The organism is Sporosarcina newyorkensis (assembly GCF_900167515.1).
GTDB classification, from domain to species: Bacteria; Bacillota; Bacilli; order Bacillales_A; family Planococcaceae; genus Sporosarcina; species Sporosarcina newyorkensis.
On the sequence record NZ_FUYJ01000007.1, the window covers coordinates 168,909 to 195,651 of the forward strand.

A 26,743-nucleotide genomic window follows, 5' to 3' on the forward strand; every position below is an offset into this window, starting at 1 on the left:
TCCTTCCAAAATCTGAGTTAAAAACCGATTAGATGATGACCGCTTTTTCAACGACTTCTAGAAGACGGAAACGCTTAGTTGCGGATAATGGACGAGTTTCCATAATACGAACTACATCGCCAATTTTCGCTTCGTTTAGCTCATCATGTGCTTTGAACTTTTTAGAATACTTTACACGCTTACCGTATAAAGAATGTTTTTTATGTGTTTCTACCATTACCGTAACGGTTTTATCCATTTTATCGGAAACGACACGGCCTGTGTATACTTTGCGCTGGTTACGCTCAGTCATGGCTGCAACCTCCTTCATCAGTTATTTGCACTGATTTCTCTTTGACGTATTACAGTTTTCATGCGCGCAATCGATTTGCGTACTTCACGGATGCGTGCAGTGTTTTCTAATTGACCTGTCGCTAACTGGAAGCGAAGGTTGAAAAGCTCTTCTTTCAGTGATTTCACTTTTTGCTCGATTTCTGCAGTTGTTAAGTCACGAATTTCTTTAGCTTTCATTAGACTCACCACCAATTTCTTCACGTTTTACAAACTTGCTTGTTACAGGAAGTTTGTGCGATGCGAGTCGAAGCGCTTCACGAGCTACCTCTTCTGGAACACCTGCAATTTCAAACATTACTCTACCGGGCTTCACAACTGCAACCCAGCCTTCTACAGCACCCTTACCGGAACCCATCCGGACTTCTAGAGGCTTTTTAGTATATGGTTTATGCGGGAAAATATTGATCCAAACTTTACCGCCACGTTTCATATAACGAGTCATAGCGATACGCGCAGATTCAATTTGACGGTTCGTGATCCAACCTGATTCTGTAGCTTGAAGACCAAACTCACCAAATTGTACAGTAGCGCCACCTTTTGTTTCACCACGCATTTTCCCACGGAATACACGACGATGTTTAACACGTTTAGGCATTAACATGATTATTTGCCTCCTTCCCCAGAGTTCTTCTTGACTGGAAGGACTTCACCACGATAAATCCATACTTTAACGCCAAGCTTACCATAAGTAGTATCAGCTTCAGCATGTGCATAGTCTATATCAGCACGTAATGTATGAAGAGGGACAGTTCCTTCACTATAGTGTTCTGCACGCGCAATATCGGCACCGCCGAGACGTCCAGAAACTTGTGTTTTGATACCTTTAGCGCCTGCACGGATTGTACGTTGAATTGCTTGTTTTTGTGCACGACGGAAAGATACACGGCTTTCCAATTGACGAGCGATTGATTCTGCGACTAGTTTCGCATCCAAATCAGCACGTTTTACTTCTACGATATTGATGTGTACACGCTTGCCTGTGATTTCGTTAAGTTGTTTACGAAGTGCTTCGACTTCGGAACCACCTTTACCGATAACCATACCTGGCTTTGCAGTGTGGATTGTAATGTTTACACGCTTAGCAGCACGCTCAATTTCAACTTTAGAAACTGATGCATCTACAAGACGCTTTTCAATATATTCACGAATCTTTAAGTCTTCGTGTAGTAAGGACGCATAATCTTTTTCCGCGTACCATTTTGAGTCCCAGTCACGGATGACACCGACACGCAGTCCATTAGGATGTACTTTTTGGCCCACTAATTACCCCTCCTTCTTTTCGGATACCACTAACGTGATGTGGCTCGTACGTTTGTTAATCGCACTTGCACGACCTTGTGCACGTGGACGGAAACGTTTCATTGTTGGTCCTTCATCTACGAATACTTCACTGACGATCAAGTCTTCAGTGTTCATTTCGTAATTGTGTTCAGCATTTGCAATCGCTGATTTCAAAAGTTTTTCTACAACCGGAGATGCCGCTTTAGGCGTAAGTCGTAGAATCGCGACAGCTTCACCGATTTTCTTGCCCCGAATAAGATCAACGACCAAACGGACTTTGCGAGGAGCAATACGGACTGTGCGTACAGATGCTTTAGCTTGTTGCATCAGGATAACCTCCTCTCAATTAGCGTTTTGTTTTCTTATCGTCGGCACCATGGCCTTTGTATGTGCGCGTAGGTACGAATTCACCTAGTTTGTGTCCTACCATATCTTCTGTTACATAAACAGGAACATGTTTGCGTCCATCATATACTGCAATCGTCATACCGATGAATGACGGGAAGATTGTTGAACGGCGTGACCAAGTTTTAATTACCTGTTTCTTTTCTGAATCTTTTTGTGCGTCAACCTTTTTTAGTAAATGGTCATCTGCAAAAGGTCCTTTTTTCAAGCTGCGGCCCATTCTGGAACCTCCTTCCGAGTTTGTACTACGGTCCATCTTCTGAACCGCAGTGCAATCACATTATTTTTTACGACGGCGAACGATAAGTTTATCTGATTTATTGTTCTTAGAACGAGTTTTGTATCCAAGAGTTGGTTTACCCCAAGGAGTAACAGGACTCGGACGGCCGATTGGTGTACGTCCTTCACCACCACCGTGTGGGTGATCGTTAGGGTTCATAACAGATCCACGAACAGTTGGACGCTTGCCTAACCAACGTGAACGACCTGCTTTACCAATGTTAATCAATTCGTGCTGTTCGTTACCGACTTGACCGATTGTTGCACGGCAAGTAGAAAGAATCATACGCACTTCACCTGATTGTAGACGAATGATGACATATTTGCCTTCACGTCCAAGTAGTTGAGCTGAAGTTCCTGCAGAACGAACAAGTTGTCCACCCTTGCCTGGCTTCATTTCAATGTTGTGAATAGTAGAACCCATCGGAATGTTTTCTAGTGGTAGTGCATTCCCTACACGGATATCTGCTTCAGGCCCTGACATGATTGTGGAACCTACTTGCAATCCTTTTGGTGCAAGGATATATTTTTTCTCTCCATCAGCATAATTGATTAATGCGATGTTTGCAGAACGGTTTGGATCGTATTCGATCGTAGCAACGCGTCCTGGTATGCCATCTTTCCGGCGTTGGAAATCGATGACGCGGTATTGGCGCTTATGTCCTCCACCATGGTGACGAACTGTCATTCTACCTTGGTTGTTACGTCCGCCGTTACGCTTGATTGGTTCAAGCAATGATTTTTCTGGTTTATCTGTAGTAATTTCAGAGAAATCAGAAGAAGTCATGTTACGACGCCCGTTGGAGGTAGCTTTGTACTTCTTGATCGCCATTTGTGTTCCCTCCTTCATTATTTGTGCGTTAATTACATTTCAAAAAGTTCGATATCTTTGGAATCAGCTGTAAGTGTAACAATCGCTTTGCGGCGTTTGTTTGTATAGCCAGCATGTTTCCCCATACGTTTGAACTTACCTTTGTAGTTCTGAACGTTTACTTTTTCAACTTCTACACCGAAAATTTCTTCGATAGCTTGTTTAACATGCGTTTTGTTCGCGCGTGTATCCACTTCGAATGTATATTTTCTAAGATCCATTTGCTCAGAAGAACGCTCGGTAATGACCGGACGTTTCAAAATATCACGTGCTTCCATTAACCAAGCACCTCCTCTACTTTTTCAACTGCTGCTTTAGTCATAACGAGTTGATCATGTCCGACTAGGTCAAGAACATTGATGCCGTTCGCTGTAACTACGCTAACGCCAGGAATATTACGTGCAGACAAAGCTACTGTTTCTTCCAGGTCAGCTGTAACAAATAGTGCTTTCTTTGTAATTGAAAGATCTTCAAGTACTTTAACAAAGCCTTTTGTCTTTGGTGCATCAAACGCCAAGTTGTCCACAACGATTAGTTCTTCTGCGCGAACTTTCGTTGAAAGTGCAGAAAGAAGTGCTAAACGACGAACTTTCTTAGGCATTTTATAGCTATAGCTACGTGGTGTTGGACCGAATACGATACCGCCCCCGCGCCATTGTGGTGATCTGATTGAACCTTGACGTGCACGGCCTGTGCCTTTTTGGCGCCATGGTTTACGACCGCCGCCTGCAACTTCTGCGCGAGTTTTAACCTTATGGTTACCTTGGCGCAAAGAAGCTTGTTGTTGAACGATTGCTTCATATAATACTGCTTCGTTCGGCTCGATTCCAAAAATCGCATCGTTTAATTCGATGTCGCCGACTGCAGAACCTGTTTGACTTACTACAGATACTTTAGGCATTCCTATTTCCTCCTTCCTGTTTTACTCAGTTCCCTTTAATTGCGCTTTTCACTTGAACAAGTGATTTGCGAGCTCCAGGAACGTTACCTTTTACTAGCAACAAGTTGCGTTCTTCGTCAACTCGTACGATTTCAACGTTTTGGATCGTTACTGTTTTGCCACCAGTACGTCCAGGTAGTTTCTTCCCTTTGAATACACGTTGTCCATCAACCGCTCCAAGAGAACCTGGTGCGCGGTGGAAACGAGATCCGTGAGTCATTGGTCCACGTGAGAAACCGTGACGCTTAATGACACCTTGGAATCCTTTACCTTTTGATACTCCTGTAATGTCTACTACATCGCCTGCTGCAAATGTATCGACTTTGACTTCCTGACCAACTTCGTATGCACTAACGTCTGCTCCGCGAATTTCGCGAATGAAGCGCTTAGGTGCCGTGTTTGCTTTTGCTACGTGGCCTTGCTCAGGCTTGTTTGAAAGCTTTTCACGTTTATCGTCAAATCCAAGTTGGATTGATTCGTAGCCGTCTGTATCAACTGTCTTCTTTTGAAGAACAACGTTTGGAGCAGCTTCAATCACTGTTACTGGGATTAAATCGCCGTTTTCAGCAAATACTTGCGTCATACCGACTTTTCTTCCTAAGATTCCTTTGGTCATTAGTCACACCTCCTGTAATATTCATTGTTTTATTTTTTATAGTTTGATTTCGATGTCGACGCCTGATGGTAAATCAAGCTTCATTAACGCATCCACAGTTTGTGGAGTCGGATTCACGATATCGATTAAACGTTTGTGTGTACGCATTTCAAATTGCTCACGTGAATCTTTGTAAATGTGAACTGAACGCAATACCGTGTAAACTGATCTTTCAGTTGGCAACGGAATTGGACCTGAAACACTTGCACCAGAACGTTTAGCCGTTTCAACAATCTTCTCAGCTGACTGATCCAACATTCTGTGATCATAAGCTTTCAAACGAATACGAATCTTTTGTTTTGCCATTACTTTCCCTCCCTTTCGCCTATTTTCTAGACAATTCTCCACGAAAATTTCCCATACACGCGCCATGGCAAAGCGGCCGGGTGTATCGGCAACCTCTCGCTTCATCGCAGTCAAAGACCAACATTCAACATTATACATAACTTAAGAGGATCGCGCAACCCTTTTGAAGAAATTAGTCTATTTTTTAATCCGTTTATTATTTTAACAGGTTTTACAGCGAGATGCACGTATTTAGAAAGCACTTTTTTCTTTTAAACCATGTAAATTATAATCAAATGCAAGTGATTTAGATTAGGCAGATGTAGCGCATCACTACTGCTTAATATTTCTTTTGATAAACATAAAAAAATCCCGCCGTTAAGGCGGGATTCAATCGAATTATTTTGTGATTGTAGCTACAACGCCAGCTCCAACTGTACGTCCACCTTCACGGATTGAGAATTTAGTACCTTCTTCAATCGCGATTGGAGAGATCAGTTCAACTGTCATTTCAACGTTATCCCCAGGCATAACCATTTCTACGCCTTCAGGAAGTTGGATAATACCTGTTACGTCAGTTGTACGGAAGTAGAACTGAGGACGGTAGTTAGAGAAGAATGGAGTATGACGTCCACCCTCTTCTTTTGAAAGAACATACACTTCAGATTTGAACTGAGTGTGTGGTGTGATTGAACCTGGCTTAGCAAGAACTTGTCCACGCTCGATGTCTTCACGAGATACTCCACGAAGAAGTGCACCGATGTTGTCTCCAGCTTCTGCATAGTCAAGAAGTTTACGGAACATTTCTACACCTGTTACAGTAGTAGATTTTGGTTCTTCAGTAAGACCGATGATGTCAACAACATCTCCGACTTTAACTACTCCACGCTCAACACGTCCTGTTGCAACTGTACCACGACCTGTGATTGAGAATACGTCCTCAACAGGCATCATGAATGGCTTGTCAGTATCACGTTCTGGAGTTGGGATATAATCATCAACAGCTTGCATCAATTCAATGATTTTAGCTTCCCAATCTGCTTCTCCTTCAAGAGCTTTAAGAGCAGATCCACGGATTACTGGAATATCATCGCCAGGGAAGTCATATTCAGATAGAAGTTCACGGATTTCCATTTCTACTAGTTCAAGTAGTTCTTCATCGTCTACCATGTCACATTTGTTCATGAAGACAACTAGGTAAGGAACACCTACTTGACGTGAAAGAAGGATGTGCTCACGAGTTTGTGGCATTGGGCCGTCAGCAGCAGATACTACTAGGATTCCGCCGTCCATTTGTGCAGCACCAGTGATCATGTTTTTAACATAGTCAGCGTGACCTGGGCAGTCAACGTGTGCATAGTGACGCTTTTCAGTTTCATACTCAACGTGTGAAGTACTGATTGTGATTCCACGCTCTTTTTCTTCAGGTGCGTTATCAACGTCAGCGTATGATTTCGCTTCTCCACCCATTGCTTTAGATAGAACTGTTGCAATAGCTGCAGTCAAAGTTGTTTTACCATGGTCAACGTGACCAATTGTTCCTACGTTTGCGTGCTCCTTGGAGCGGTCGAATTTTTCTTTACCCATTTTAGAGGTCCTCCCTTAAATTCAAAAGTTTAGTTTTTATAGCATGGAAGCCGAAAGCGTACCCTCGACTATCCATATCTTACAAGTATTCACTGTCAGAAACAAGGATGAACTTTATTATTCACCTTTGTTTTTCTTGATTACTTCTTCAGCAACTGACTTTGGAACTTCTTCATAGTGATCGAACACCATGGAGAATACTCCGCGGCCTTGCGTATTAGAACGAAGTGCTGTTGCATAACCGAACATTTCAGCAAGTGGAACCATTGCACGAACAACTTGCGCGTTACCACGAGCTTCCATACCTTCTACACGTCCACGACGGGATGTAATGTCACCCATAATGTCGCCCATGTATTCTTCTGGAATGATTACTTCTACTTTCATTGTTGGTTCAAGAAGTACTGGTGAACATTTAGATGCTGCATTTTTCAAAGCCATGGATGCAGCGATCTTGAATGCCATTTCGTTGGAGTCAACGTCATGGTAAGATCCATCATATAGACGTGCTTTGATATCGATTAATGGATATCCAGCCAAAATACCGTTGTCTAATGAATCACGAAGTCCTGCTTCAACTGCTGGGATATATTCACGAGGAACAGTACCACCAACAATATTGTTTTGGAATTCGAATCCTTTTCCTTCTTCATTTGGACCAAACTCGATCCAAACGTGACCAAATTGTCCACGTCCACCTGATTGACGTACGAATTTACCTTCGACTTCAGCAGACTGACGGAATGTTTCGCGGTAAGAAACTTGTGGCGCGCCCACGTTTGCTTCCACTTTGAATTCACGCTTCAGACGGTCAACGATGATGTCCAAGTGAAGTTCACCCATACCTGCGATGATAACTTCGCCTGTTTCTTGATCCGTATGTGCACGGAACGTTGGATCTTCTTCTTGTAACTTAGCAAGAGCTTGACCCATTTTATCTTGGTCCGCTTTTGTTTTTGGCTCGATCGCTACGGAAATAACAGGTTCAGGGAATTCCATTGATTCTAAGATAATCAAGGCTTTCTCATCACAAAGTGTGTCGCCTGTTCCCGTATCTTTCAAACCTACAGCAGCAGCAATTTCACCCGCATGCACTTCAGAAATTTCTTCACGGCTGTTCGCGTGCATCTGCAGGATACGTCCTACGCGTTCACGTTTGCCTTTTGAAGAGTTTGTAACATAAGAACCTGCTTGAAGTACGCCTGAATAAATACGGAAGAATGTAAGTTTCCCTACATAAGGATCCGTCATTACTTTAAATGCAAGTGCAGAGAATGGCTCTTCATCGCTAGAATGACGCTCTTCCTCTTCTTCAGTATCAGGATTTGTTCCTACCATTGGAGGAATATCAAGTGGTGATGGCAAGTAGTCGACTACTGCATCCAACACTAATTGTACTCCCTTGTTTTTGAAAGCTGTTCCGCAAACTACAGGATAGAATTCAACCGCTAATGTAGCTCTACGAATAGCTGTTTTGATTTCTTCTACTGTTAGTTCTTCGCCGCCGAGATACTTTTCCATTAAGTCTTCGTCAAAGTCTACGATTGCTTCAATTAGCTTTTCACGGTACTCATTCGCTTGCTCTAAATATTCAGCAGGGATATCTTCCACTGTCACATCAGTGCCTAGGTCATTCGGATACAATGTCGCTTTCATTTCGATCAAGTCGATAATTCCAGAGAATTGATCTTCTGCACCGATCGGCAATTGGATAGGATGCGCATTCGCTTGTAGGCGATCGCGAAGAGTTCCGATAGAGTAAAGGAAATCTGCACCTGTTTTATCCATTTTGTTTACGAATACAAGACGTGGTACTTTGTAGTTTGTCGCTTGACGCCAAACTGTTTCCGTTTGTGGCTCAACACCTGATTGAGCATCAAGTACTGTAACGGCACCATCTAGTACACGCAATGAACGTTCAACTTCCACTGTGAAGTCTACGTGTCCCGGTGTATCGATGATGTTTACGCGGTGACCTTTCCATGCAGCTGTTGTAGCAGCAGATGTAATCGTAATTCCACGTTCTTGTTCTTGCTCCATCCAGTCCATTTGTGAAGCACCTTCGTGTGTTTCACCAATTTTGTGGATTTTACCTGTGTAAAAAAGGATCCGCTCAGTTGTCGTTGTCTTACCAGCGTCAATGTGAGCCATGATACCAATGTTACGAGTATTCTCTAAGGAGAACTCTCTAGCCATATTGTAAACTCCTTCCGTTTCGGATTACTGCTGTAGTTTATCCGGACTTACCAACGATAGTGAGCGAATGCTCTGTTGGCTTCAGCCATTTTATGCATTTCTTCACGGCGTTTTACAGAAGCACCTGTGTTGTTAGAAGCATCAAGAATTTCGTTCGCTAGACGTTCTTCCATTGTTTTCTCTCCACGAGTACGTGAATAGTTAACAAGGTAACGAAGACCTAGCGTAGTACGACGTTCAGGACGCACTTCAACTGGCACTTGATAGTTCGCTCCACCAACACGGCGAGCACGCACTTCAAGAACTGGCATTACATTATTTAAAGCTGCTTCAAATACTTCAATTGGTTCTTTACCAGAACGTTCTTTAACAATTTCGAACGCTCCATAAAGGATTTTTTGAGAAGTACCTTTCTTACCGTCTACCATCATTTTGTTGATAAGGCGGCTTACAAGCTTGGAATTATAAATCGGATCAGGTAATACATCGCGTTTTGCAACTGGACCTTTACGAGGCATAATTAGTTCCTCCTTTCGATATCATTAGATTATATTATTTCTTTTCTTTTGGTTTCTTTGCGCCGTATTGAGAACGGCTTTGCATACGGCCAGTAACTCCAGCTGTATCAAGCGCACCACGTACGATATGGTAACGAACACCCGGTAAGTCTTTTACACGACCTCCGCGGATTAGTACCACACTGTGTTCTTGCAAGTTGTGGCCTTCACCTGGGATATACGCGTTAACTTCCAAAGTATTTGTCAAACGAACACGAGCATATTTACGTAGCGCCGAGTTCGGTTTCTTAGGAGTCATAGTACCAACACGTGTACAAACACCTCTTTTTTGTGGTGAGTTCACGTTTGTCATTGACTTTTTAAAGCTGTTGTAGCTTTTTCCTAGAGCCGGTGATTTAGAATTCTCCGATTTCGACTTACGAGGATTACGGACTAATTGGTTAATTGTAGGCATCAGGTTGTTCCTCCTTCCGAGCTTTTTGTAATACCACACATCCAGGTGGTTCATTTTTAGGTAAAAACAAAGTTCTTGTGCGTGCACACACAAAAACGGAATTCAGTAAACTCCAGAGATCTCTGTTCACTGTTGTTTTATAATGATGATTGCTTCTCGCCGTCACTTATAAAAGTTTCGACCAACAACTATCAACCTTTTGTATATTATCATCTGCAGAAAGACTTGTCAACAAGTTTGAGAAAATCAATTTTGCTTAATAAAGATAAACGGGACCGAGGTCCCGTTTATTCTTAATCTACTGTAATTGTTTCTTCTTGTTCTTCATGTTCCATCTTGATCTGACGGTATCTTTGCATACCAGTTCCTGCAGGCACTAATTTCCCGATAATGACGTTTTCTTTCAGACCTAGCAACTCATCTGTTTTACCTTTGATGGCCGCATCTGTAAGAACTCTCGTCGTTTCCTGGAACGAAGCCGCTGATAAGAAGGACTCTGTTTCAAGCGAGGCTTTAGTAATTCCAAGAATAACTGGACGTGAAGTCGCTGGCGCTTTGCCTGACAACAACACTTTCGCATTCGCTTCAGCAAACTGATGAATATCCAATAAAGAACCTGGCAGAAGATCTGTATCTCCAGCTTCGATTATCCGAACTTTGCGCAACATTTGACGAACCATTACTTCTACGTGCTTATCGCCAATTTCTACCCCTTGCATTCGGTAAACCTTCTGTACTTCTTTTAATAAATACTCTTGTACAGTTGCTACATCTTTGACCACGATCAATTCTTTCGGATCGATGGAACCTTCTGTAATACTTTCGCCTCGTTCAATCACGTCGCCTTCTTCTACTTTCAAGCGCGCATTATACGGAGCCAAATATTTACGTGTTTCCACTTCACCTTGGATGGTAATCTCTTTTTGACCTTCACGGATTTCGTCGATATCCACAACTGTTCCGGCAATCTCTGAAATGACCGCCTGCCCTTTCGGATTCCGAGATTCGAATATCTCCTGAATCCGCGGAAGACCTTGTGTAATATCGTCTCCAGCTACCCCACCTGTGTGGAATGTCCGCATCGTCAACTGCGTACCAGGTTCACCAATAGATTGAGCCGCAATAATACCTACTGCTTCTCCTACTTCCACTGCTTCACCTGTAGCCAAGTTAATTCCGTAACATTTTTTACAAACACCATGCTTTGTATTACAAGTAAATGCCGAACGAATCGTCACCTGTTCAATACCTGCCTGAATGATTGTAGTAGCAGCATCAGCTGTAATTAAACCATTCTTCTCCAGAATCACTTCGCCTGTTTCCGGATGGAAAATAGTCTTTTTCGTATGACGGCCTTCAATACGCTCTTGAAGAGTTTCAATCATTTCATTTCCTTCTGTCAAAGCAGCGATTTCAAGACCACGGTCTGTACCACAGTCGTCTTCGCGCACTATGACATCTTGTGCAACGTCTACTAGACGACGCGTCAAGTAACCTGAGTCAGCTGTTTTCAAGGCTGTATCTGCAAGACCTTTACGCGCACCGTGAGTAGAGATAAAGTATTCGAGTACCGTCAGTCCTTCACGGAAAGAGGATTTGATCGGAAGTTCGATAATCCGTCCAGCCGGGTTGGCCATCAGTCCCCGCATACCTGCGAGTTGCGTAAAGTTCGATGCATTACCACGTGCCCCGGAGTCACTCATCATGTAAATCGGGTTTTCATTATCCAATGAATCCATCAATTTATTCTGAATAACATCTTTCGCATGGCTCCAGTAAGAAATAACACGGTCATAACGTTCTTCTTCGGTAATTAAACCACGGCGGAACTGTTGAGTGACCTTATCCACTTTCTCCTGTGCATCATGTAAAATATCCGCTTTGTTCGGCAAGACAACGATATCCGAAATACCAATTGTAATACCAGCACGAGTAGAATATTTGAATCCGAGGTTTTTCATTCGGTCCAGCATCCTTGACGTTTCCGTAATATGGAATCGTTTGAAGATCTCCGCGATGATGTCTCCTAAGATCCCCTTTTTGAAAGGCGATACAAGCTCTGCATTCTCCAAGTGTTCTTTCACATTTACCGTTCCATCTACGAAATACTTATCAGGCGTCTCCACTTGCAAGTTGTTGTCGGTCGGTTCGTTGATGTAAGGGAACGACTCAGGCAGAATCTCGTTGAAAATTATTTTACCTACAGTAGTCAGTAAAAGCTGTTTGTTCTGCTCTTCTGTAAATGTAGGATTATTTATGCTACCCGCTTGGATTGCAATACGGGTGTGCAAGTGAACGTGTCCGGTTTGATAAGCAATTAATGCCTCATTCGGATCACTGAATACTGAACCTTCCCCAGCTGAATCTTTGCGTTCCAACGTTAAATAATAATTCCCGAGAACCATATCCTGTGAAGGAGTAACAACCGGCTTCCCGTCTTTCGGATTCAAAATGTTTTGAGCAGCTAGCATCAACAGACGCGCTTCTGCTTGTGCTTCCGCAGAAAGAGGAACGTGGACTGCCATTTGGTCACCGTCAAAGTCAGCGTTATATGCCGTACAGACGAGTGGATGCAATGTAATCGCCCGACCTTCTACGAGCATCGGTTCAAATGCCTGGATTCCCAGACGGTGAAGCGTCGGTGCTCGGTTAAGAAGTACTGGATGTTCTTTAATTACATCTTCAAGTACATCCCATACTTCGGAATGCAAACGCTCAATCTTTCTTTTCGCACTCTTGATATTATGGGCTAAATTACGTTCCACCAATTCTTTCATAACGAATGGCTTGAATAGCTCAATCGCCATTTCTTTCGGCAGTCCGCATTGATACATTTTCAGACTAGGTCCTACTACGATTACAGAACGACCTGAATAGTCTACTCGTTTACCTAGTAAGTTCTGACGGAAACGGCCTTGTTTCCCTTTCAACATATGAGAAAGAGATTTCAATGGACGATTACCAGGACCTGTAACCGGTCTACCGCGACGTCCATTATCTACAAGCGCATCTACTGCTTCTTGCAACATACGTTTTTCGTTCTGGACAATGATGCCAGGTGCACCTAAATCTAATAGTCGTTTCAGTCGGTTATTCCGGTTAATGACACGACGGTACAGATCATTCAAGTCAGAAGTCGCGAAACGTCCGCCGTCTAGCTGTACCATTGGTCGCAACTCTGGAGGGATAACAGGGAGAACTTCCAAAACCATCCACTCTGGGCGGTTTCCTGAGTTACGGAATGACTCCACAACTTCCAGGCGTCTGATCGCTCTTGTACGACGTTGACCTTGGACCGTTTTCAGCTCTTCTTTTAAGGAATCTGTTTCTTTGTCTAAATCAATTGCACGCAGCAGTTGCTCAATCGCTTCTGCTCCCATGGCTGCTTGGAATTTAGAACCGTATTTTTCACGATAAATCCGGTATTCTTTTTCCGAAAGTAACTGCTTCCGCTCAAGTGGTGTATCGGCGGGATCAACTACTACGTAAGAAGCGAAATAAATAATTTCTTCTAATGCACGTGGTGTCATGTCTAGAATCAAGCCCATACGGCTAGGAATTCCTTTGAAATACCAAATGTGCGTGACAGGTGCTGCAAGCTCAATGTGACCCATTCGTTCACGGCGCACTTTTTGACGCGTTACTTCTACGCCACAACGGTCACAGACGACGCCTTTGTAACGAACCCGCTTATACTTACCGCAATGACATTCCCAGTCTTTTGTCGGTCCGAAAATTCTTTCGCAGAACAATCCGTCCTTCTCAGGTTTCAACGTACGGTAGTTGATAGTTTCAGGTTTTTTTACTTCTCCATATGACCAAGACCGTATCTTGTCTGGTGAAGCCAGGCCAATTTTCATATACTCAAAATTATTAACATCGATCAAGGAGCCTACCTCCCTTTAGTCTAATCGCCGCAATGGCTTGTCAGGCAACTTTACTTGTAGTGTCGCATTCAGCCAGAAATATTTCTTAAGCTGAATAGAATAGAAGAGGGTGCTCGAAGCCCTCTTCTATTCGGTTGTGATTTTCTTATTTATGTTAGTTCAGATCAGCGCTTTCCACTTTAGGATATCGTCCAGCTGCAAGCGCCAGCCTCTCGGGTCGTTTCGAACTTACTTTAAAAGGCAAAGTTCAGCCTTTGAAAGTATGCCCTCCAACGCCTGTCGAGGCTAAACGGCGCTTTCCGCTTTAGGATATCGGTTGATCTTCTTTCATCAAGTTCAGTGCGTCAGTTGGCTGCAAGTCTTCTTCGTCCTCTAAGTCTCGCAACTCTATTTCTTCCAGGTCTTCGGTCAGCATTTTGACATCCAACCCAAGACTTTGCAGTTCTTTGATAAGAACTTTAAACGATTCCGGTACACCTGGTTGAGGCACACTGTCTCCTTTGACAATCGCTTCGTATGTTTTCACACGGCCTACGACATCATCGGATTTGACTGTTAAGATTTCTTGCAAGGTATAAGCTGCACCATATGCCTCAAGTGCCCATACTTCCATCTCACCGAAACGCTGTCCACCGAACTGCGCTTTACCACCAAGTGGTTGCTGTGTAACGAGAGAGTATGGACCAGTGGAACGTGCGTGCAACTTGTCATCAACCATGTGCGCCAACTTAATCAAGTACATGACACCGACAGATACGCGGTTATCAAATGGTTCACCTGAACGGCCATCATACAAGACAGTTTTACCGTCTCGGTTCATGCCTGCCTCTTCCATAGTAGACCACACATCTTCTTCGTTCGCCCCGTCAAATACAGGGGATGCCATGTGCGTCCCTAGGCTGCGTGCCGCCATACCCAAGTGCATTTCAAGAACCTGTCCGATGTTCATCCGTGACGGAACACCTAGCGGATTCAACATGACATCAATCGGTGTGCCATCCGGCAAGTAAGGCATTTCAGATTCTGGTAAGATTCTAGAAATAACCCCTTTGTTTCCGTGACGTCCAGCCATTTTGTCTCCGACAGAGATTTTACGTTTTTGTACAATGTATACTCGGACTAACTGGTTAACACCTGGAGATAGTTCATCGCCGTCTTCACGGTTGAATACTTTCACGTCAAGCACGATTCCACCGGCACCGTGTGGAACACGCAGTGATGTATCGCGGACTTCACGTGCTTTTTCTCCAAAGATCGCGTGTAGAAGACGTTCTTCGGCAGTCAATTCCGTTACCCCTTTAGGAGTTACCTTACCGACCAAGATATCGCCGTCCCGAACTTCTGCACCGACTCGGATAATTCCTCTATCGTCAAGATTACGCAATGCATCTTCTCCGACATTCGGAATGTCACGAGTGATTTCTTCCGGTCCAAGCTTCGTATCACGCGCTTCTGACTCATATTCTTCAATATGGACAGATGTGAAGACATCGTCTTTTACTAGACGTTCACTCATGATAATAGCATCCTCGTAGTTATAACCATCCCATGTCATGAACGCAGTCAGAACATTACGACCGAGCGCAAGCTCTCCTTGTTCCATAGACGGGCCGTCTGCTAATATATCAAGCGGTTTTACACGGTCGCCCACTTGGACGATCGGACGTTGGTTATAGCAAGTCCCTTGGTTGGAACGAATGAATTTAGACAAACGATAAATTGCAAGGTCACCCTTCACTTCTTTACCGTCAATTTCTTCAATTCTGCGAATGCGTACTTCTTTCGCTTCCACATGCTCCACGATTCCGTAATGCTTGGAAACAACTGCTGCGCCTGAATCACGCGCTGAGATATGCTCCATACCCGTTCCTACGAAAGGCGCTTCCGGGTTCAATAGAGGAACCGCTTGACGTTGCATGTTCGCCCCCATCAACGCACGGTTGGAGTCATCATTCTCTAGGAATGGGATACATGCAGTCGCTGCAGAAACGACCTGTTTAGGAGAAACGTCCATATAGTCAATTTGGTCCCGTTTGAAGACTGTGTTGTCCCCTTGGAAACGTCCTACGACTTCATCATTGACAAATGAACCGTCCTCGCCAAGTGGCGCGTTTGCTTGTGCTACTACGTAATTATCCTCAATATCCGCTGTCAGATAATCGATTTGCGCTGTTACACGGCCTGTTTCAGGATCTACCTTCCGATAAGGTGTCTCAATAAAACCAAAACGATTTACTTTAGCAAATGTAGATAATGAGTTAATCAGCCCAATGTTCGGACCCTCCGGCGTTTCAATCGGACACATACGGCCGTAGTGTGAGTAATGCACGTCACGAACTTCCATCCCTGCACGTTCACGAGTCAAACCACCTGGTCCGAGTGCAGATAAACGACGTTTGTGCGTCAATTCAGCAAGCGGATTCGTTTGGTCCATGAACTGAGACAGCTGGGAACTTCCGAAGAACTCTTTTATAGACGCGATAACTGGACGTATATTGATCAATTGTTGCGGTACGATGGATTGTGTATCGTTGATGGACATACGTTCTTTAACAACACGCTCCATCCGGGATAGTCCGATACGGAATTGGTTTTGAAGCAACTCACCAACAGAACGCAAACGACGATTTCCAAGGTGATCTATATCATCTGTATTTCCCACGCCATGTAAGAGGTTAAAGAAATAGCTGATAGAAGCTACAATATCTGAAGGGGTAATATGTTTAACAGACTCGTCTACTTCAGCATTAGAAATGACATTGAGTACTTGTTTTTCTTCACTTTTCGGTGCGTAAATTTTTAGCGTTTGAATCGTCATTGGCTCTTCCAAAACCGATCCGACATGTTCAATTGACTGCGTGTTAATACCTTCGGATAAAAACGGAAGCAGTCGATCTAGAGTACGTCGGTCAATCAACTGATCTTTCTCCACTAGAATTTCTCCAGTTTCTGGGTCAACAAGCGTTTCCGCGGCAGTTTGATTGAATAGTCGGTTTTGCAGATGAAGCTTTTTATTCATTTTATAACGTCCGACATTCGCCAAATCATAACGTTTCGGATCAAAGAAACGAGAATAAAGCAAACTTCTTGCGCTATCTAGCGTTGGTGGTTCACCCGGACGTAAGCGCTCGTAAATTTCAAGCATAGCTTTTTCCGAAGTCTCGGTGTTATCTTTTTCAAGTGAATTACGTAAGTATTCATTATCACCGATCAAATCGATAATTTCTTGGTCAGTCGAGAAGCCTAATGCACGTAGTAAGACAGTAATTGGCAATTTACGCGTACGATCGATTCGTACATGTACAACGTCCTTTGCATCTGTCTCGTATTCAAGCCATGCACCACGGTTCGGAATAACAGTAGCGCCAAAACCGCGTTTACCGTTTTTGTCCGTTTTATCATTGTAATAGACACTTGGCGAACGAACGAGCTGAGAAACGATAACTCGTTCTGCTCCATTAATAATGAATGTGCCGTTTTCGGTCATAAGCGGGAAATCTCCCATGAAAACGTCTTGTTCTTTTACATCGCCAGTTTCTTTATTGTGAAGACGTACTTTTACACGAAGCGGTGCTGCGTATGTCACATCGCGCTCCTTCGATTCGTCTACCGGGTATTTTGGTTCACCCAGTTGGTAGTCGATAAATTCCAAGGATAGGTTTCCAGTGAAATCTTGGATAGGAGAAATATCTCGGAACATTTCTCGCAAACCTTCCTCCAAGAACCACTCATACGATGCCGTTTGAATTTCAATCAAATTTGGCAGATCGAGCACTTCGTTGATTCGCGCAAAACTTCTACGCTGACGATGTTGACCATACTGAACTAAATGACCTGTCAACTCATTCACCCCTCATTAAGACAATATTAGTTTTTGCAAAATCAGAATTTCAGCTGTGACTTCGAAAAAACAAAAAGAAAACGAGTTCCGGCAAGAGCTCATTTTCGATTTCACAATCTTTTATCCAAACATCAGTATGCCTCTTTCTTTTCCAATTCACACAAAAGGGCATACAGCTGCAATATAATTATTTATGCATTCAATAATGCTACTACAATTAAACCGTACTGTCAACCTTTTTTTGCTAGTAAAATGAAATACCCTTTTTTCTTCGCAACCGTCTCAACATTACCAAATAAGTCCTGTAAATACCCTACAGTGGAAGGAGCCCCTTGTTTCTTTTGGATAACTACCCATAGCTCTCCGCCTGAAATCAGTTTTTCATAGGCACCTTTATAGAATGAAAAGACCGTTTGCTTACCCGCACGTATAGGCGGATTCGTCAGAACAGCCGCAAAGTGACCAGACTCCACCTGCTCCACGCCGCTGCTTTCGTAAACCTTTACATTCTGAATATTATTCTTCTCAGCATTCTGCTTAGAAAGAGTTAATGCACGTTCATTAACGTCGACCATATGGATAATTCGGTCTGGAAAAGCAGAGGCGATCGACAACGCAATCGGTCCATAACCGCAGCCAATTTCCAACAAGTCTCCCCTAACGTCCGGCTCTTTAAACGTTTCAGCTAATAATTTTGAACCTTCGTCAATTCCACTTTTGCTGAACACGCCTGCATCAGTCGTAAATGTGAAAACTTTATTCCGAATTTCTGCTTTCCATTGCTTCGGCGCACTAGAAACTTGAGGGTTTTTAGAATAATAATGCTCTCCCATGTTCATGCCTCCTGCTTTGGTTTACCGTAAATAACTGTAGATGAAGAAAAAAAGCCCGTCAAATAGACGGGCTTTTCTCAGATAAGTAGAAATTACTTAACTTCTACAGATGCGCCAACTTCTTCAAGTTTAGCTTTCATTTCTTCAGCTTCTTCTTTAGATACGCCTTCTTTTAGAGCTTTTGGTGCTTCGTCTACAAGTGCTTTAGCTTCTTTCAAGCCTAGGCCTGTGATTTCACGAACAGCTTTGATTACTTTAATCTTTTCAGCGCCTGCGCCTGCAAGAATTACGTCAAATTCTGTTTTCTCTTCAGCTGCTTCGCCGCCGCCCGCTGCTGCTGCTGCAACTGGTGCTGCTGCTGTTACGCCGAATTCGTCTTCGATTGCTGTAACAAGGTCGTTTAGTTCAAGAACTGTCATTTCTTTAATTGCGTCTAGGATTTGTTCTTTAGTCATTTTAAGTTCCTCCTGGAAATTTGTATTAACCGGTTTGTTCTATCCGGCGGTAGTTAAGATGCGTAATTATGCACCTTGTTCTTCTTTTTGTTCTGCAACTGCTTTTGTAGCAAGTGCGAAGTTGCGCACTGGTGCTTGAAGAACGCTGAGTAGCATGGATAGTAGACCTTCGCGTGAAGGTAGAGTTGCCAATGCTTTTACGTCTTCTGCCGATGCGACTGTTCCTTCGATTACGCCTGCTTTGATTTCAAGTTGTTCGTTCTTTTTAGCGAAATCATGCATGATTTTCGCAGGAGCCACTACGTCTTCTGTTGAGAAGGCAATAGCATTCGGGCCTGTAAGGTGTTCATTCAAGCCTTCAAGTCCTGCTACTTCTGTTGCACGACGCGCCATAGAGTTCTTGTAAACTTTAAATTCAACGCCTGCTTCACGAAGTTGTTTACGCAATTCTGTTACTTGTGAAACCGTTAAACCACGGTAATCCACAACTACTACAGAAGCTGCTTCTTTCAACTTGTCAGCGATTTCTGTTACAACCGCCTGTTTAGCTTCTAAAACTTTGCTCATGTTGACACCTCCTGAAAATTAGGGTCACTTATACCGATATAAAAAGCCCTCTCTGTCTAAGACATAGAGGGCTGAAAAGTCGTCATCTTTTAAAAAAGAGCGTCTTGTCCTCGGCAGGAACATTAAGTGGCAAGCCACACCTGCTGTCTTCGGTACAAATGGTTATCATCATAACAAGCGTAATCTTATCAGATCACTGTACACTTGTCAATATATTATTTTACAGTTACGCTAGACGGATCTACTTTTACAGCAGGACCCATAGTTGTCGTAACGTTTACTGATTTCATGTATGTTCCTTTTGCTGCAGCAGGTTTTGCTTTTTGAATCGTATCAAAGATCGTCAAGAAGTTTTCTTCCAACTTCTCATTCTCAAAAGAAGCTTTCCCGATTGGCGCGTGGATGATTCCAGCTTTATCCGCACGGTATTCAACTTTACCAGCTTTGATTTCTTCAACAGCTTTCGCTACGTCAAATGTTACAGTGCCTGTTTTAGGGTTCGGCATAAGGCCTTTTGGTCCGAGAACACGACCGATTTTACCAACTTCACCCATCATGTCAGGAGTTGCAACGATTACATCAAAATCGAACCAACCTTGTTGGATTTTAGCGATATATTCTGCATCGCCTACATAATCTGCACCTGCCGCTTCTGCTTCTTTTAACTTTTCACCTTTAGCGAATACCAAAACGCGTTGAGTTTTACCAGTACCATTTGGAAGCACTACAGCTCCACGGATTTGCTGGTCATTCTTACGAGTGTCGATACCAAGACGGAAAGCCACTTCAACTGTTGCGTCGAAGTTTGTCGTAGTAGTTTTTTTAGCAAGTTCAATTGCTTCTTTCACAGAGTACGCAGCTGTACGATCTACAAGCTTCGCCGCTTCTGTAAACTTTTTACCTCTTTTAGTCATCTGAATTTTCCTCCTCATTTGTGGTTTTAACGGATTAAACCTCCCACTTAATGAAGGCTGCGCATCTCATACGACCGCAGCCTTCACCTTGAACCATTGCTTTATCAAGAAGATACGAAATCAGTCTTCGATCTTGAATCCCATACTGCGAGCAGTACCTTCGACCATTGCCATCGCCGCTTCAACTGACGCCGCATTTAAGTCTGGCATCTTTTGTTCAGCGATTTCTCTAACTTTATCACGTTTAACTGTAGCAACTTTGTTCTTGTTCGGCTCACCAGAACCCTTCTGAACGTTTGCTGCAACCTTTAGCAATACTGCTGCCGGTGGAGTTTTTGTGATGAATGTAAATGAACGGTCTTCGAATACAGAGATTTCAACAGGAATAATCAAACCTGCTTGATCAGCTGTACGCGCGTTAAATTCTTTACAGAATCCCATGATGTTAACACCTGCTTGACCTAATGCCGGTCCTACTGGTGGTGCTGGGTTTGCTTTACCAGCTGGAATTTGCAACTTCACTACTTTAGTAACTTTTTTAGCCACGAGACACACCTCCTTAAGTCCGTGATGTGGTAATTGGGTTGCCCCTCCCACTCAAATATGTGCCTGCCGACAATGTCGGTAGAATTGGTTTATCCGTACAGACTACGTCTGACCTTTGAAATGATATCACCATTACACAGATTTTGCAAGTAGAAATAAACCAATTACACATCAATCCATTTTTTCAACTTGATCAAATGACAGCTCCATCTTCGTTTCGCGTCCAAACATATCGACAGTTACGACAACTTTTCCTTTGTCCAATTCGATCTCTTCCACTTTACCTTCAAAATGAGCAAACGGGCCTTCCAATACAGTCACGCTTTCGCCAACTTCGAAATCCACGTCCACTCGCTGTTCCTTCATTCCCATTTGTTTCAGGATGAATTCGACCTCTTCTGGTAATAGCGGAGTTGGTTTCGCCCCACCACCTGAAGATCCGATAAAGCCTGTTACGCCCGGCGTATTTCGGACAACGTACCAAGAATCGTCCGTCATAATCAATTCCACAAGCACATAACCAGGGAACGTTTTTCGCATGACGGTTTTCTTTTTACCTTCTTTAATATCTGTTTCTTCTTCTTCCGGAATGACGACACGGAAAATCTTATCTTGCATGCCCATTGTTTCGACACGCTTTTCAAGATTGGCTTTTACTTTATTTTCATATCCTGAGTATGTATGAACTACATACCAATTTTTCTCCATCTCCATCACATTGAGGACTACGCGTCCGTCCCTCCTTTAATTAAACTGAAAAAACCCGTTTATTCATCAAAACGGGATATTCTCAAGCTATTCATACTTTCTTTATCATAAACCAGTATACCATTTCATGACCTCTGAAATACCCATATCTACCAGCCCAAAATAAACAGCCATAAAAATGACAGTTGAAATAACAACTACCGTGTACTTCGTCAGTTCCTTACGCTTCGGCCAACTGACTTTCCGCATCTCTGAAACAACTTTTTTCAAAAAATCGCTGATCTTGCTCATTCTTCTCCAACCCTTCCGAATGACATAGCGCCCAACATTGAACTCTATGTAACTGGTCAAATGGTTTGCTTATGCAACGTATGCGCGTTGCAATGACTGCAAAACTTTTTGATGACGATTCTTCCGTCACGGCCCTGATTACCAGCCGGCAAAGTATAGTTTCGCGAACCACAATTTTCACAGCATATAATTATTTTTTTAACCATTTGGATTCACCTATTCAAGACAATAGTCTTGCTAAAGAGTACCATCTTACCAACGACATGTCAATTTACTTTCGACGTGATCACCGTACCAAATCCATCGCCATAGAGTGCTCCAACTTACGTTTGATGCGCTGAAGTGCATTATCAATCGACTTCACTTGCCGGTTCAACACTTCTGATATTTCGCGATAGGATTGTCCTTCCAAATAAAGCGTCAGTACCTCTTTCTCCAAAGCGCTAAGTACCTTGTTCATCTCTTCTTCCATGAACGAAAAGTTCTCTTTATGAATCATTAAATCTTCAGGATCATCTAATGTAGATCCTGCAATGATGTCGAGCAACGTACGCTCTTGTTCCTCATCATACATGGGCTTGTCCAGTGAAACCGAGGTATTGAGCGGAATATGCTTTTGGCGAGTTGCTGTTTTGATGGCTGTGATAATCTGTCTCGTTATACAAAGTTCAGCAAATACCTTGAATGAACTCAACCGATCCGGTCGATAATCACGAATCGCCTTATACAGTCCGATCATTCCTTCTTGTACAATATCTTCCCGATCTCCACCAATGATAAAATATGTCCTGGCCTTCATGCGGACAATCGGCTGAAATTTTGTAATTAAAAAATCTAGTATATCTGAGTTTCCTTGATGAATTCGTTCAATCATCTCTTCATCTGAAAGTGTAGAAAAATCATTTTTACTGTTCCCATTTTTCATATTCCGCACCAACCTCTCCACCCCAGAGTTCTATTGGTTTAATAAAGTTAGTATAGACGTGGAAATTTTTTACGTCAACTGCTCATTGCCCACGTCTCAACTTTTCAAAGACCGCCGCAACCTCATCTGTTAGCGGGATCTTCGAAAAAGGACGATTCTCTTGAATCTTTCTGACTCTCAGGGCAATCATCCGATCAACTTCTTTCATTTCCAACTCCAACTCCCGTGCCGACACACGAAGCGCTCCTTGTGCGAACACGACCCATTGTTCCACAAGGTCTGAAGTCGCTACATGAATTTGCGTCAATCGATTCGATAGTTCAGACACAAGTTTTTCAATCCGCTCATCTGCCGTTTCATTCTCTCGAGTAAAGACTACATCCACGCGGTATTGCTTCTTACGTTTTTCGATACCCGGCACTAGATGCGCATCAAAAACTACGATCACACGCCAGCCTTTATGCGCTTGGTATTCAGCCATTCGCTCAATCAGGCGATCTCGCGCCTGCGCAAAGTCCTCTTTTTTTAACGCTTGCAGTTCAGGCCATGCCCCGATGACGTTGTAGCCATCAACGAGCAGTACATCTTTTTTCATGATGTCGCCTGGGCAGATTGGCGCTTTCTTAAAACTTCATACATCAGCAATGCTGCTGCCACAGAAGCATTTAAAGAGGTCACTCGGCCCACCATTGGCAAGCTATAAAGAAAGTCGCATCGCTCGCGCAAAATTCTCGACATTCCCTTACCTTCACTGCCGATAATGACAGCAAGAGGGAGCGTCGCATCCATGTGGCGATAATCTGTAGAATTTGATGCATCCGTTCCGGCAATCCAAACTCCACGTTTTTTCAGGTCATCCACAGTTTGCGACAAATTGTTGACTCGCACAACTGGAATATGTTCAATTGCACCTGTCGATGCTTTTGCCACAACCCCAGTCAATCCAACAGACCGTCTCTTCGGAATAATGATTCCATGGACACCAGATGCATCCGCAGTCCGCAAAATCGACCCTAAATTATGAGGGTCTTCCAACTCATCAAGGATGATAAAAAAAGGATCCTCTTTCCTATCACGTGCTATTTCAAACAAATCGTCTAGCTCCGCATAGTCATAGGCAGCAACTGACGCAAGAATCCCTTGGTGGCTCAACTCCGTCATCCCGTCCAATTTCTGTTTAGGCGCCGTCTGGATGACTATTCCTGCCTCTTTTGCAAGCTTCATTATTTCTCCTATGCTTTTCTTATTGACACCTTCTGCTACCCAGATCTTATTTAGCTGTCTTCCGGAACGCAATGCTTCCACTACAGGGTTCCTTCCGCCGATCAGCTCAATTTCTTGTTCCGTCATGCCATTTCCTCCTCAGGATGTTCCACAAAATGAATCGCCTTCGCCATCAGCTCTGTCAAGCGTTCCTGTCGGCCTAATAAATAAACATAACCGAGGACCGCTTCAAATGCAGAGCTATAATTATACGTGGTGACATCAGTGTTTTTAGGGACAGAGCCTGACTTCGCATTACGTCCGCGACGCATGACGGCCTCTTCTTCCTCTGTCAGCAGTTGTTGTTCTCTCATCGTCCGGATAATTTGTGCCTGAGCTTTCGCAGAGACATATCGCGTAGCTTCTTTATGAAGCACTTGAGGCTTCACACGGCCGCTCCGCAATAAATGTTCTCTGACTGCCTGCTCGTAAACCGCATCGCCCATATAGGCGAGAGCAAGTGCGTTAAGCTGTTTGACGTCTATATCTCGCAAATTCCCCACGCTGTTACCCTCTTTTCCAGCGAGTGCCTTGCGCTGTATCTTCTAATACAATGCCTTTCGCCTTCAATTGATCTCGAATTTCGTCCGCTCTTGCAAAGTCTCGATTTTTACGTGCATCTAGACGTTCCTGTATGAGTGCATCCACTTCTTCATCCACTAACTCATCGACACTCTCAAACGGTAAGCCAAGGACTCCCATCAACTGGTCGAACGCTTCTAAGAATCGTTCCAGCACCTGACGATCCGTATTTTTCTCCAATAAATAGACATTCGCCTGCTTTGCTAATTCAAAGATTGCAGCGATGGCATTGGCTGTATTAAAGTCATCATCCATCGCATTTTCAAATGAAGTAATCTGCTCATCAATACGATCCAACCACGACTGCGGATCTTCCGCCAAGTCAGCAGACATTGAAAGTCGATGTTGCACATTATGATACGCCGTCCTGATCCGCTCAAGCCCATTTGCCGCATTCTCCACCAAATCTTGCGCAAAGTTCACGGGGTGACGGTAATGTACGGAAAGCATGAAGAAACGAAGCACCTGCGGATCGATCTGCTTACGAATATCATGAACCAAAATGAAATTTCCGAGTGATTTGGACATTTTTTCATTGTCAATATTAATATAGCCATTATGCATCCAATAGTTCGCAAAGGTTTTACCAGTCGCCGCTTCAGATTGTGCAATTTCATTCTCATGATGCGGGAAGGTCAAGTCTTGCCCACCTGCGTGGATGTCAATCGTGTCGCCAAGGAGTTCTCTCGCCATGACGGAACACTCAATATGCCAGCCCGGCCGACCTTTCCCCCACGGACTATCCCAGGAAATCTCGCCTTCCTTCGCTGCTTTCCATAGCGCGAAATCAAGAGGATCTGATTTGATTGCATTCTCCTCAATTCGTGCACCAACCTTCAATTCATCGATTGATTGGTGTGAAAGTTTTCCGTATCCGTCAAATTCACGCGTATGGAAATAGACGTCTCCATTTGATTCGTATGCGTACCCTTTCTCAATCAACAGCTGAATAAACTGTACAATATCACCAATGTGCTCCGTTACACGAGGATGAGCTGTTGCTTTTTCACAACCAAGCGCGCCCACGTCCTCAAAATATGCTTCAATAAAACGATTCGTCAATTCTCCGACTTCCTCGTTCAATTCGTTTGCCGCTTTAATGATTTTATCATCTACATCCGTGAAATTCGAAACGTAATTCACTTCATATCCGCGATATTCCAAGTAGCGGCGGACGGTGTCGAAAGCGATGACAGGTCGCGCATTTCCGATATGAATATAATTATAGACAGTCGGGCCGCAGACATACATCTTGACTTTTCCTTCTTCTATCGGAATGAATTTCTCTTTTTTACGCGTTAATGTATTATAGAGTTGAATGCTCATGTAAATCTCCCTTTTTTCCATTCGTTGATTCTAGCTGTTGTGTCCGCAGCTGCAATTCTTGAATTTTTCCTTCCAGACGTTTTATTTCATCTGCTATCGGATCAGGCAGTGTGTGATCCAATCGATCTTTCACTCGGACACCATTTGAAATGACAATCTTACCAGGAATTCCGACTACTGTGGAATTGGGCGGTACTTCTTTCAAGATTACCGAGCCTGCTCCCACTTTACTATTTTCTCCGATCGTAATAGAGCCGAGGACTTTGGCTCCCGATGCAACCAACACGTTATTATGCAGGGTCGGATGGCGCTTTCCGCCTTCTTTCCCAGTCCCCCCAAGAGTCACGCCTTGATACAGCGTAACGTCATCTCCGATTTCACAAGTTTCTCCAATGACTACACCCATTCCATGATCAATAAAGAGACGTCTGCCAATTACTGCGCCAGGATGAATTTCAATCCCTGTGAAAAATCTACTGACCTGCGATACCACACGCGCCAGAAAACGAAGATTCCGCTTATAGAAGGCGTGTGCTATGCGGTGCGCCCATATGGCATGCAATCCCGAATATGTCAATATCACTTCAAATGAACTACGAGCTGCCGGATCCTGTTCAAAAATGCAATGGATATCTTCTTTCATACGTTTGAACACTGAACTTCCCCCTTTTTTTCAGTTAAACCAGATGGCACTTTCCGCTTTTGGTGACAGCCAGCTTCAAGCGCCAGCCTCTCGGGACACTTCGGTCTTTCCGAAAAGGTGCAAAGACCGCACCTTTCTCGGCATGCCCTCCAGTGCCT

31 protein-coding genes and 1 other annotated feature are annotated in these 26,743 nt (G+C 43.6%); all 31 genes read right to left on the minus strand.

Annotation, left to right across the window (positions count from 1 at the left end; translation table 11 throughout):
* Positions 1-28: 28 nt before the first annotated feature.
* The 31 genes from rpsQ to cysE all read right to left on the minus strand — a co-directional run bounded on the left by rpsQ (position 29) and on the right by cysE (position 26,597).
* Positions 29-292: a 30S ribosomal protein S17 gene (gene rpsQ / locus B5D59_RS13890; protein ID WP_040759927.1), complete on the minus strand. Its 264-nt coding sequence runs from the start codon at positions 290-292 to the stop codon at positions 29-31.
* Positions 293-309: 17 nt separating this feature from the next.
* Entirely contained in the window at positions 310-510 is a 201-nt protein-coding gene (gene rpmC, locus B5D59_RS13895; protein WP_009499049.1) for a 50S ribosomal protein L29, read from the minus strand.
* Positions 500-934 carry a 50S ribosomal protein L16 gene (gene rplP / locus B5D59_RS13900; RefSeq protein WP_009499050.1) on the minus strand — a complete coding sequence of 145 codons (435 nt, stop codon included), beginning with the start codon at positions 932-934 and terminating at the stop codon, positions 500-502. Before rplP ends, rpmC begins: the two co-directional genes overlap by 11 nt.
* 2 nt (positions 935-936) lie before the next feature.
* Positions 937-1,593, minus strand: coding sequence for a 30S ribosomal protein S3 (gene rpsC, locus B5D59_RS13905; protein WP_009499051.1), 657 nt, complete (start codon positions 1,591-1,593; stop codon positions 937-939).
* A gap of 3 nt (positions 1,594-1,596) precedes the next feature.
* A complete protein-coding gene (rplV, locus tag B5D59_RS13910) occupies positions 1,597-1,941 on the minus strand; it encodes a 50S ribosomal protein L22 (protein ID WP_009499052.1) in 345 nt (114 codons plus the stop codon).
* A gap of 19 nt (positions 1,942-1,960) precedes the next feature.
* A complete protein-coding gene (gene rpsS / locus B5D59_RS13915; protein WP_009499053.1) occupies positions 1,961-2,239 on the minus strand; it encodes a 30S ribosomal protein S19 in 279 nt (92 codons plus the stop codon).
* 60 nt (positions 2,240-2,299) lie between these two features.
* Complete coding sequence (gene rplB / locus B5D59_RS13920) at positions 2,300-3,130, minus strand: 50S ribosomal protein L2 (protein ID WP_040759928.1); 831 nt, start codon at positions 3,128-3,130, stop codon at positions 2,300-2,302.
* A 32-nt stretch (positions 3,131-3,162) separates the two neighbouring features.
* On the minus strand, positions 3,163-3,447 hold the full coding sequence (gene rplW / locus B5D59_RS13925; RefSeq protein ID WP_009499055.1) for a 50S ribosomal protein L23: 285 nt from the start codon (positions 3,445-3,447) through the stop codon (positions 3,163-3,165).
* Positions 3,447-4,070, minus strand: a complete 624-nt coding sequence (rplD, locus tag B5D59_RS13930) for a 50S ribosomal protein L4 (RefSeq protein WP_009499056.1) — start codon at positions 4,068-4,070, stop codon at positions 3,447-3,449. Before rplD ends, rplW begins: the two co-directional genes overlap by 1 nt.
* 25 nt (positions 4,071-4,095) lie before the next feature.
* Entirely contained in the window at positions 4,096-4,725 is a 630-nt protein-coding gene (rplC, locus tag B5D59_RS13935) for a 50S ribosomal protein L3 (RefSeq protein WP_009499057.1), read from the minus strand.
* 36 nt (positions 4,726-4,761) lie between these two features.
* On the minus strand, positions 4,762-5,070 hold the full coding sequence (gene rpsJ, locus B5D59_RS13940) for a 30S ribosomal protein S10 (protein WP_040759929.1): 309 nt from the start codon (positions 5,068-5,070) through the stop codon (positions 4,762-4,764).
* Between the two features lie 378 nt (positions 5,071-5,448).
* The gene (tuf, locus tag B5D59_RS13945) at positions 5,449-6,636 is read right to left on the minus strand and encodes an elongation factor Tu (RefSeq protein ID WP_009499059.1); all 1,188 of its coding nucleotides are present in this window, start codon (positions 6,634-6,636) and stop codon (positions 5,449-5,451) included.
* A 117-nt stretch (positions 6,637-6,753) separates the two neighbouring features.
* A complete protein-coding gene (gene fusA, locus B5D59_RS13950; RefSeq protein WP_009499060.1) occupies positions 6,754-8,832 on the minus strand; it encodes an elongation factor G in 2,079 nt (692 codons plus the stop codon).
* 47 nt (positions 8,833-8,879) lie between these two features.
* On the minus strand, positions 8,880-9,350 hold the full coding sequence (gene rpsG / locus B5D59_RS13955) for a 30S ribosomal protein S7 (RefSeq protein WP_009499061.1): 471 nt from the start codon (positions 9,348-9,350) through the stop codon (positions 8,880-8,882).
* A gap of 34 nt (positions 9,351-9,384) precedes the next feature.
* Positions 9,385-9,804 (minus strand): 30S ribosomal protein S12, encoded by a 420-nt coding sequence (rpsL, locus tag B5D59_RS13960; protein WP_009499062.1) that lies wholly within the window; start codon positions 9,802-9,804, stop codon positions 9,385-9,387.
* A 293-nt stretch (positions 9,805-10,097) separates the two neighbouring features.
* Entirely contained in the window at positions 10,098-13,691 is a 3,594-nt protein-coding gene (gene rpoC / locus B5D59_RS13965) for a DNA-directed RNA polymerase subunit beta' (RefSeq protein ID WP_009499063.1), read from the minus strand.
* A 304-nt stretch (positions 13,692-13,995) separates the two neighbouring features.
* The gene (gene rpoB, locus B5D59_RS13970) at positions 13,996-17,541 is read right to left on the minus strand and encodes a DNA-directed RNA polymerase subunit beta (RefSeq protein ID WP_009499064.1); all 3,546 of its coding nucleotides are present in this window, start codon (positions 17,539-17,541) and stop codon (positions 13,996-13,998) included.
* A gap of 221 nt (positions 17,542-17,762) precedes the next feature.
* Positions 17,763-18,365, minus strand: a complete 603-nt coding sequence (locus B5D59_RS13975) for a class I SAM-dependent methyltransferase (protein ID WP_040759933.1) — start codon at positions 18,363-18,365, stop codon at positions 17,763-17,765.
* Positions 18,366-18,457: 92 nt separating this feature from the next.
* Positions 18,458-18,820, minus strand: a complete 363-nt coding sequence (gene rplL, locus B5D59_RS13980) for a 50S ribosomal protein L7/L12 (protein ID WP_009499067.1) — start codon at positions 18,818-18,820, stop codon at positions 18,458-18,460.
* 66 nt (positions 18,821-18,886) lie between these two features.
* A complete protein-coding gene (rplJ, locus tag B5D59_RS13985) occupies positions 18,887-19,387 on the minus strand; it encodes a 50S ribosomal protein L10 (protein WP_009499068.1) in 501 nt (166 codons plus the stop codon).
* 30 nt (positions 19,388-19,417) lie between these two features.
* Positions 19,418-19,558 (minus strand) — a sequence feature (ribosomal protein L10 leader region).
* A 44-nt stretch (positions 19,559-19,602) separates the two neighbouring features.
* Positions 19,603-20,301, minus strand: a complete 699-nt coding sequence (rplA, locus tag B5D59_RS13990) for a 50S ribosomal protein L1 (RefSeq protein WP_040759935.1) — start codon at positions 20,299-20,301, stop codon at positions 19,603-19,605.
* Positions 20,302-20,421: 120 nt separating this feature from the next.
* A complete protein-coding gene (gene rplK, locus B5D59_RS13995; RefSeq protein ID WP_029053289.1) occupies positions 20,422-20,847 on the minus strand; it encodes a 50S ribosomal protein L11 in 426 nt (141 codons plus the stop codon).
* Positions 20,848-21,018: 171 nt separating this feature from the next.
* Positions 21,019-21,555 carry a transcription termination/antitermination protein NusG gene (nusG, locus tag B5D59_RS14000; RefSeq protein WP_040760196.1) on the minus strand — a complete coding sequence of 179 codons (537 nt, stop codon included), beginning with the start codon at positions 21,553-21,555 and terminating at the stop codon, positions 21,019-21,021.
* A gap of 105 nt (positions 21,556-21,660) precedes the next feature.
* On the minus strand, positions 21,661-21,846 hold the full coding sequence (secE, locus tag B5D59_RS14005) for a preprotein translocase subunit SecE (protein ID WP_009499072.1): 186 nt from the start codon (positions 21,844-21,846) through the stop codon (positions 21,661-21,663).
* Positions 21,847-21,902: 56 nt separating this feature from the next.
* The gene (rpmG, locus tag B5D59_RS14010; protein WP_078818361.1) at positions 21,903-22,052 is read right to left on the minus strand and encodes a 50S ribosomal protein L33; all 150 of its coding nucleotides are present in this window, start codon (positions 22,050-22,052) and stop codon (positions 21,903-21,905) included.
* 80 nt (positions 22,053-22,132) lie between these two features.
* Entirely contained in the window at positions 22,133-22,771 is a 639-nt protein-coding gene (sigH, locus tag B5D59_RS14015) for an RNA polymerase sporulation sigma factor SigH (RefSeq protein ID WP_078818379.1), read from the minus strand.
* A gap of 82 nt (positions 22,772-22,853) precedes the next feature.
* Entirely contained in the window at positions 22,854-23,366 is a 513-nt protein-coding gene (locus B5D59_RS14020) for an NYN domain-containing protein (RefSeq protein WP_009499074.1), read from the minus strand.
* Positions 23,363-24,121 (minus strand): 23S rRNA (guanosine(2251)-2'-O)-methyltransferase RlmB, encoded by a 759-nt coding sequence (gene rlmB, locus B5D59_RS14025; RefSeq protein ID WP_009499075.1) that lies wholly within the window; start codon positions 24,119-24,121, stop codon positions 23,363-23,365. Before rlmB ends, B5D59_RS14020 begins: the two co-directional genes overlap by 4 nt.
* Positions 24,118-24,537 carry a Mini-ribonuclease 3 gene (locus tag B5D59_RS14030; protein WP_009499076.1) on the minus strand — a complete coding sequence of 140 codons (420 nt, stop codon included), beginning with the start codon at positions 24,535-24,537 and terminating at the stop codon, positions 24,118-24,120. Before B5D59_RS14030 ends, rlmB begins: the two co-directional genes overlap by 4 nt.
* 4 nt (positions 24,538-24,541) lie before the next feature.
* Positions 24,542-25,942, minus strand: a complete 1,401-nt coding sequence (gene cysS / locus B5D59_RS14035) for a cysteine--tRNA ligase (protein ID WP_078818362.1) — start codon at positions 25,940-25,942, stop codon at positions 24,542-24,544.
* A complete protein-coding gene (cysE, locus tag B5D59_RS14040) occupies positions 25,923-26,597 on the minus strand; it encodes a serine O-acetyltransferase (RefSeq protein WP_078818363.1) in 675 nt (224 codons plus the stop codon). Before cysE ends, cysS begins: the two co-directional genes overlap by 20 nt.
* Positions 26,598-26,743 lie beyond the last annotated feature (146 nt).

Excerpts from the sequence above, each read along its gene's own strand:
- rpsQ (WP_040759927.1), bottom strand. The coding sequence starts at position 292 with ATGACTGAGCGTAACCAGCGCAAAGTATACACAGGCCGTGTCGTTTCC.
- rpmC (WP_009499049.1), bottom strand. The coding sequence starts at position 510 with ATGAAAGCTAAAGAAATTCGTGACTTAACAACTGCAGAAATCGAGCAA.
- rplP (WP_009499050.1), bottom strand. The coding sequence starts at position 934 with ATGTTAATGCCTAAACGTGTTAAACATCGTCGTGTATTCCGTGGGAAA.
- rplV (WP_009499052.1), bottom strand. The coding sequence starts at position 1,941 with ATGCAACAAGCTAAAGCATCTGTACGCACAGTCCGTATTGCTCCTCGC.
- rpsS (WP_009499053.1), bottom strand. The coding sequence starts at position 2,239 with ATGGGCCGCAGCTTGAAAAAAGGACCTTTTGCAGATGACCATTTACTA.
- rplB (WP_040759928.1), bottom strand. The coding sequence starts at position 3,130 with ATGGCGATCAAGAAGTACAAAGCTACCTCCAACGGGCGTCGTAACATG.
- rplW (WP_009499055.1), bottom strand. The coding sequence starts at position 3,447 with ATGGAAGCACGTGATATTTTGAAACGTCCGGTCATTACCGAGCGTTCT.
- rplD (WP_009499056.1), bottom strand. The coding sequence starts at position 4,070 with ATGCCTAAAGTATCTGTAGTAAGTCAAACAGGTTCTGCAGTCGGCGAC.
- rplC (WP_009499057.1), bottom strand. The coding sequence starts at position 4,725 with ATGACCAAAGGAATCTTAGGAAGAAAAGTCGGTATGACGCAAGTATTT.
- rpsJ (WP_040759929.1), bottom strand. The coding sequence starts at position 5,070 with ATGGCAAAACAAAAGATTCGTATTCGTTTGAAAGCTTATGATCACAGA.
- tuf (WP_009499059.1), bottom strand. The coding sequence starts at position 6,636 with ATGGGTAAAGAAAAATTCGACCGCTCCAAGGAGCACGCAAACGTAGGA.
- fusA (WP_009499060.1), bottom strand. The coding sequence starts at position 8,832 with ATGGCTAGAGAGTTCTCCTTAGAGAATACTCGTAACATTGGTATCATG.
- rpsG (WP_009499061.1), bottom strand. The coding sequence starts at position 9,350 with ATGCCTCGTAAAGGTCCAGTTGCAAAACGCGATGTATTACCTGATCCG.
- rpsL (WP_009499062.1), bottom strand. The coding sequence starts at position 9,804 with ATGCCTACAATTAACCAATTAGTCCGTAATCCTCGTAAGTCGAAATCG.
- B5D59_RS13975 (WP_040759933.1), bottom strand. The coding sequence starts at position 18,365 with ATGGGAGAGCATTATTATTCTAAAAACCCTCAAGTTTCTAGTGCGCCG.
- rplL (WP_009499067.1), bottom strand. The coding sequence starts at position 18,820 with ATGACTAAAGAACAAATCCTAGACGCAATTAAAGAAATGACAGTTCTT.
- rplJ (WP_009499068.1), bottom strand. The coding sequence starts at position 19,387 with ATGAGCAAAGTTTTAGAAGCTAAACAGGCGGTTGTAACAGAAATCGCT.
- rplA (WP_040759935.1), bottom strand. The coding sequence starts at position 20,301 with ATGACTAAAAGAGGTAAAAAGTTTACAGAAGCGGCGAAGCTTGTAGAT.
- nusG (WP_040760196.1), bottom strand. The coding sequence starts at position 21,555 with ATGGAGAAAAATTGGTATGTAGTTCATACATACTCAGGATATGAAAAT.
- secE (WP_009499072.1), bottom strand. The coding sequence starts at position 21,846 with ATGAGCAAGATCAGCGATTTTTTGAAAAAAGTTGTTTCAGAGATGCGG.
- rpmG (WP_078818361.1), bottom strand. The coding sequence starts at position 22,052 with ATGGTTAAAAAAATAATTATATGCTGTGAAAATTGTGGTTCGCGAAAC.
- sigH (WP_078818379.1), bottom strand. The coding sequence starts at position 22,771 with ATGAAAAATGGGAACAGTAAAAATGATTTTTCTACACTTTCAGATGAA.
- B5D59_RS14020 (WP_009499074.1), bottom strand. The coding sequence starts at position 23,366 with ATGAAAAAAGATGTACTGCTCGTTGATGGCTACAACGTCATCGGGGCA.
- rlmB (WP_009499075.1), bottom strand. The coding sequence starts at position 24,121 with ATGACGGAACAAGAAATTGAGCTGATCGGCGGAAGGAACCCTGTAGTG.
- cysS (WP_078818362.1), bottom strand. The coding sequence starts at position 25,942 with ATGAGCATTCAACTCTATAATACATTAACGCGTAAAAAAGAGAAATTC.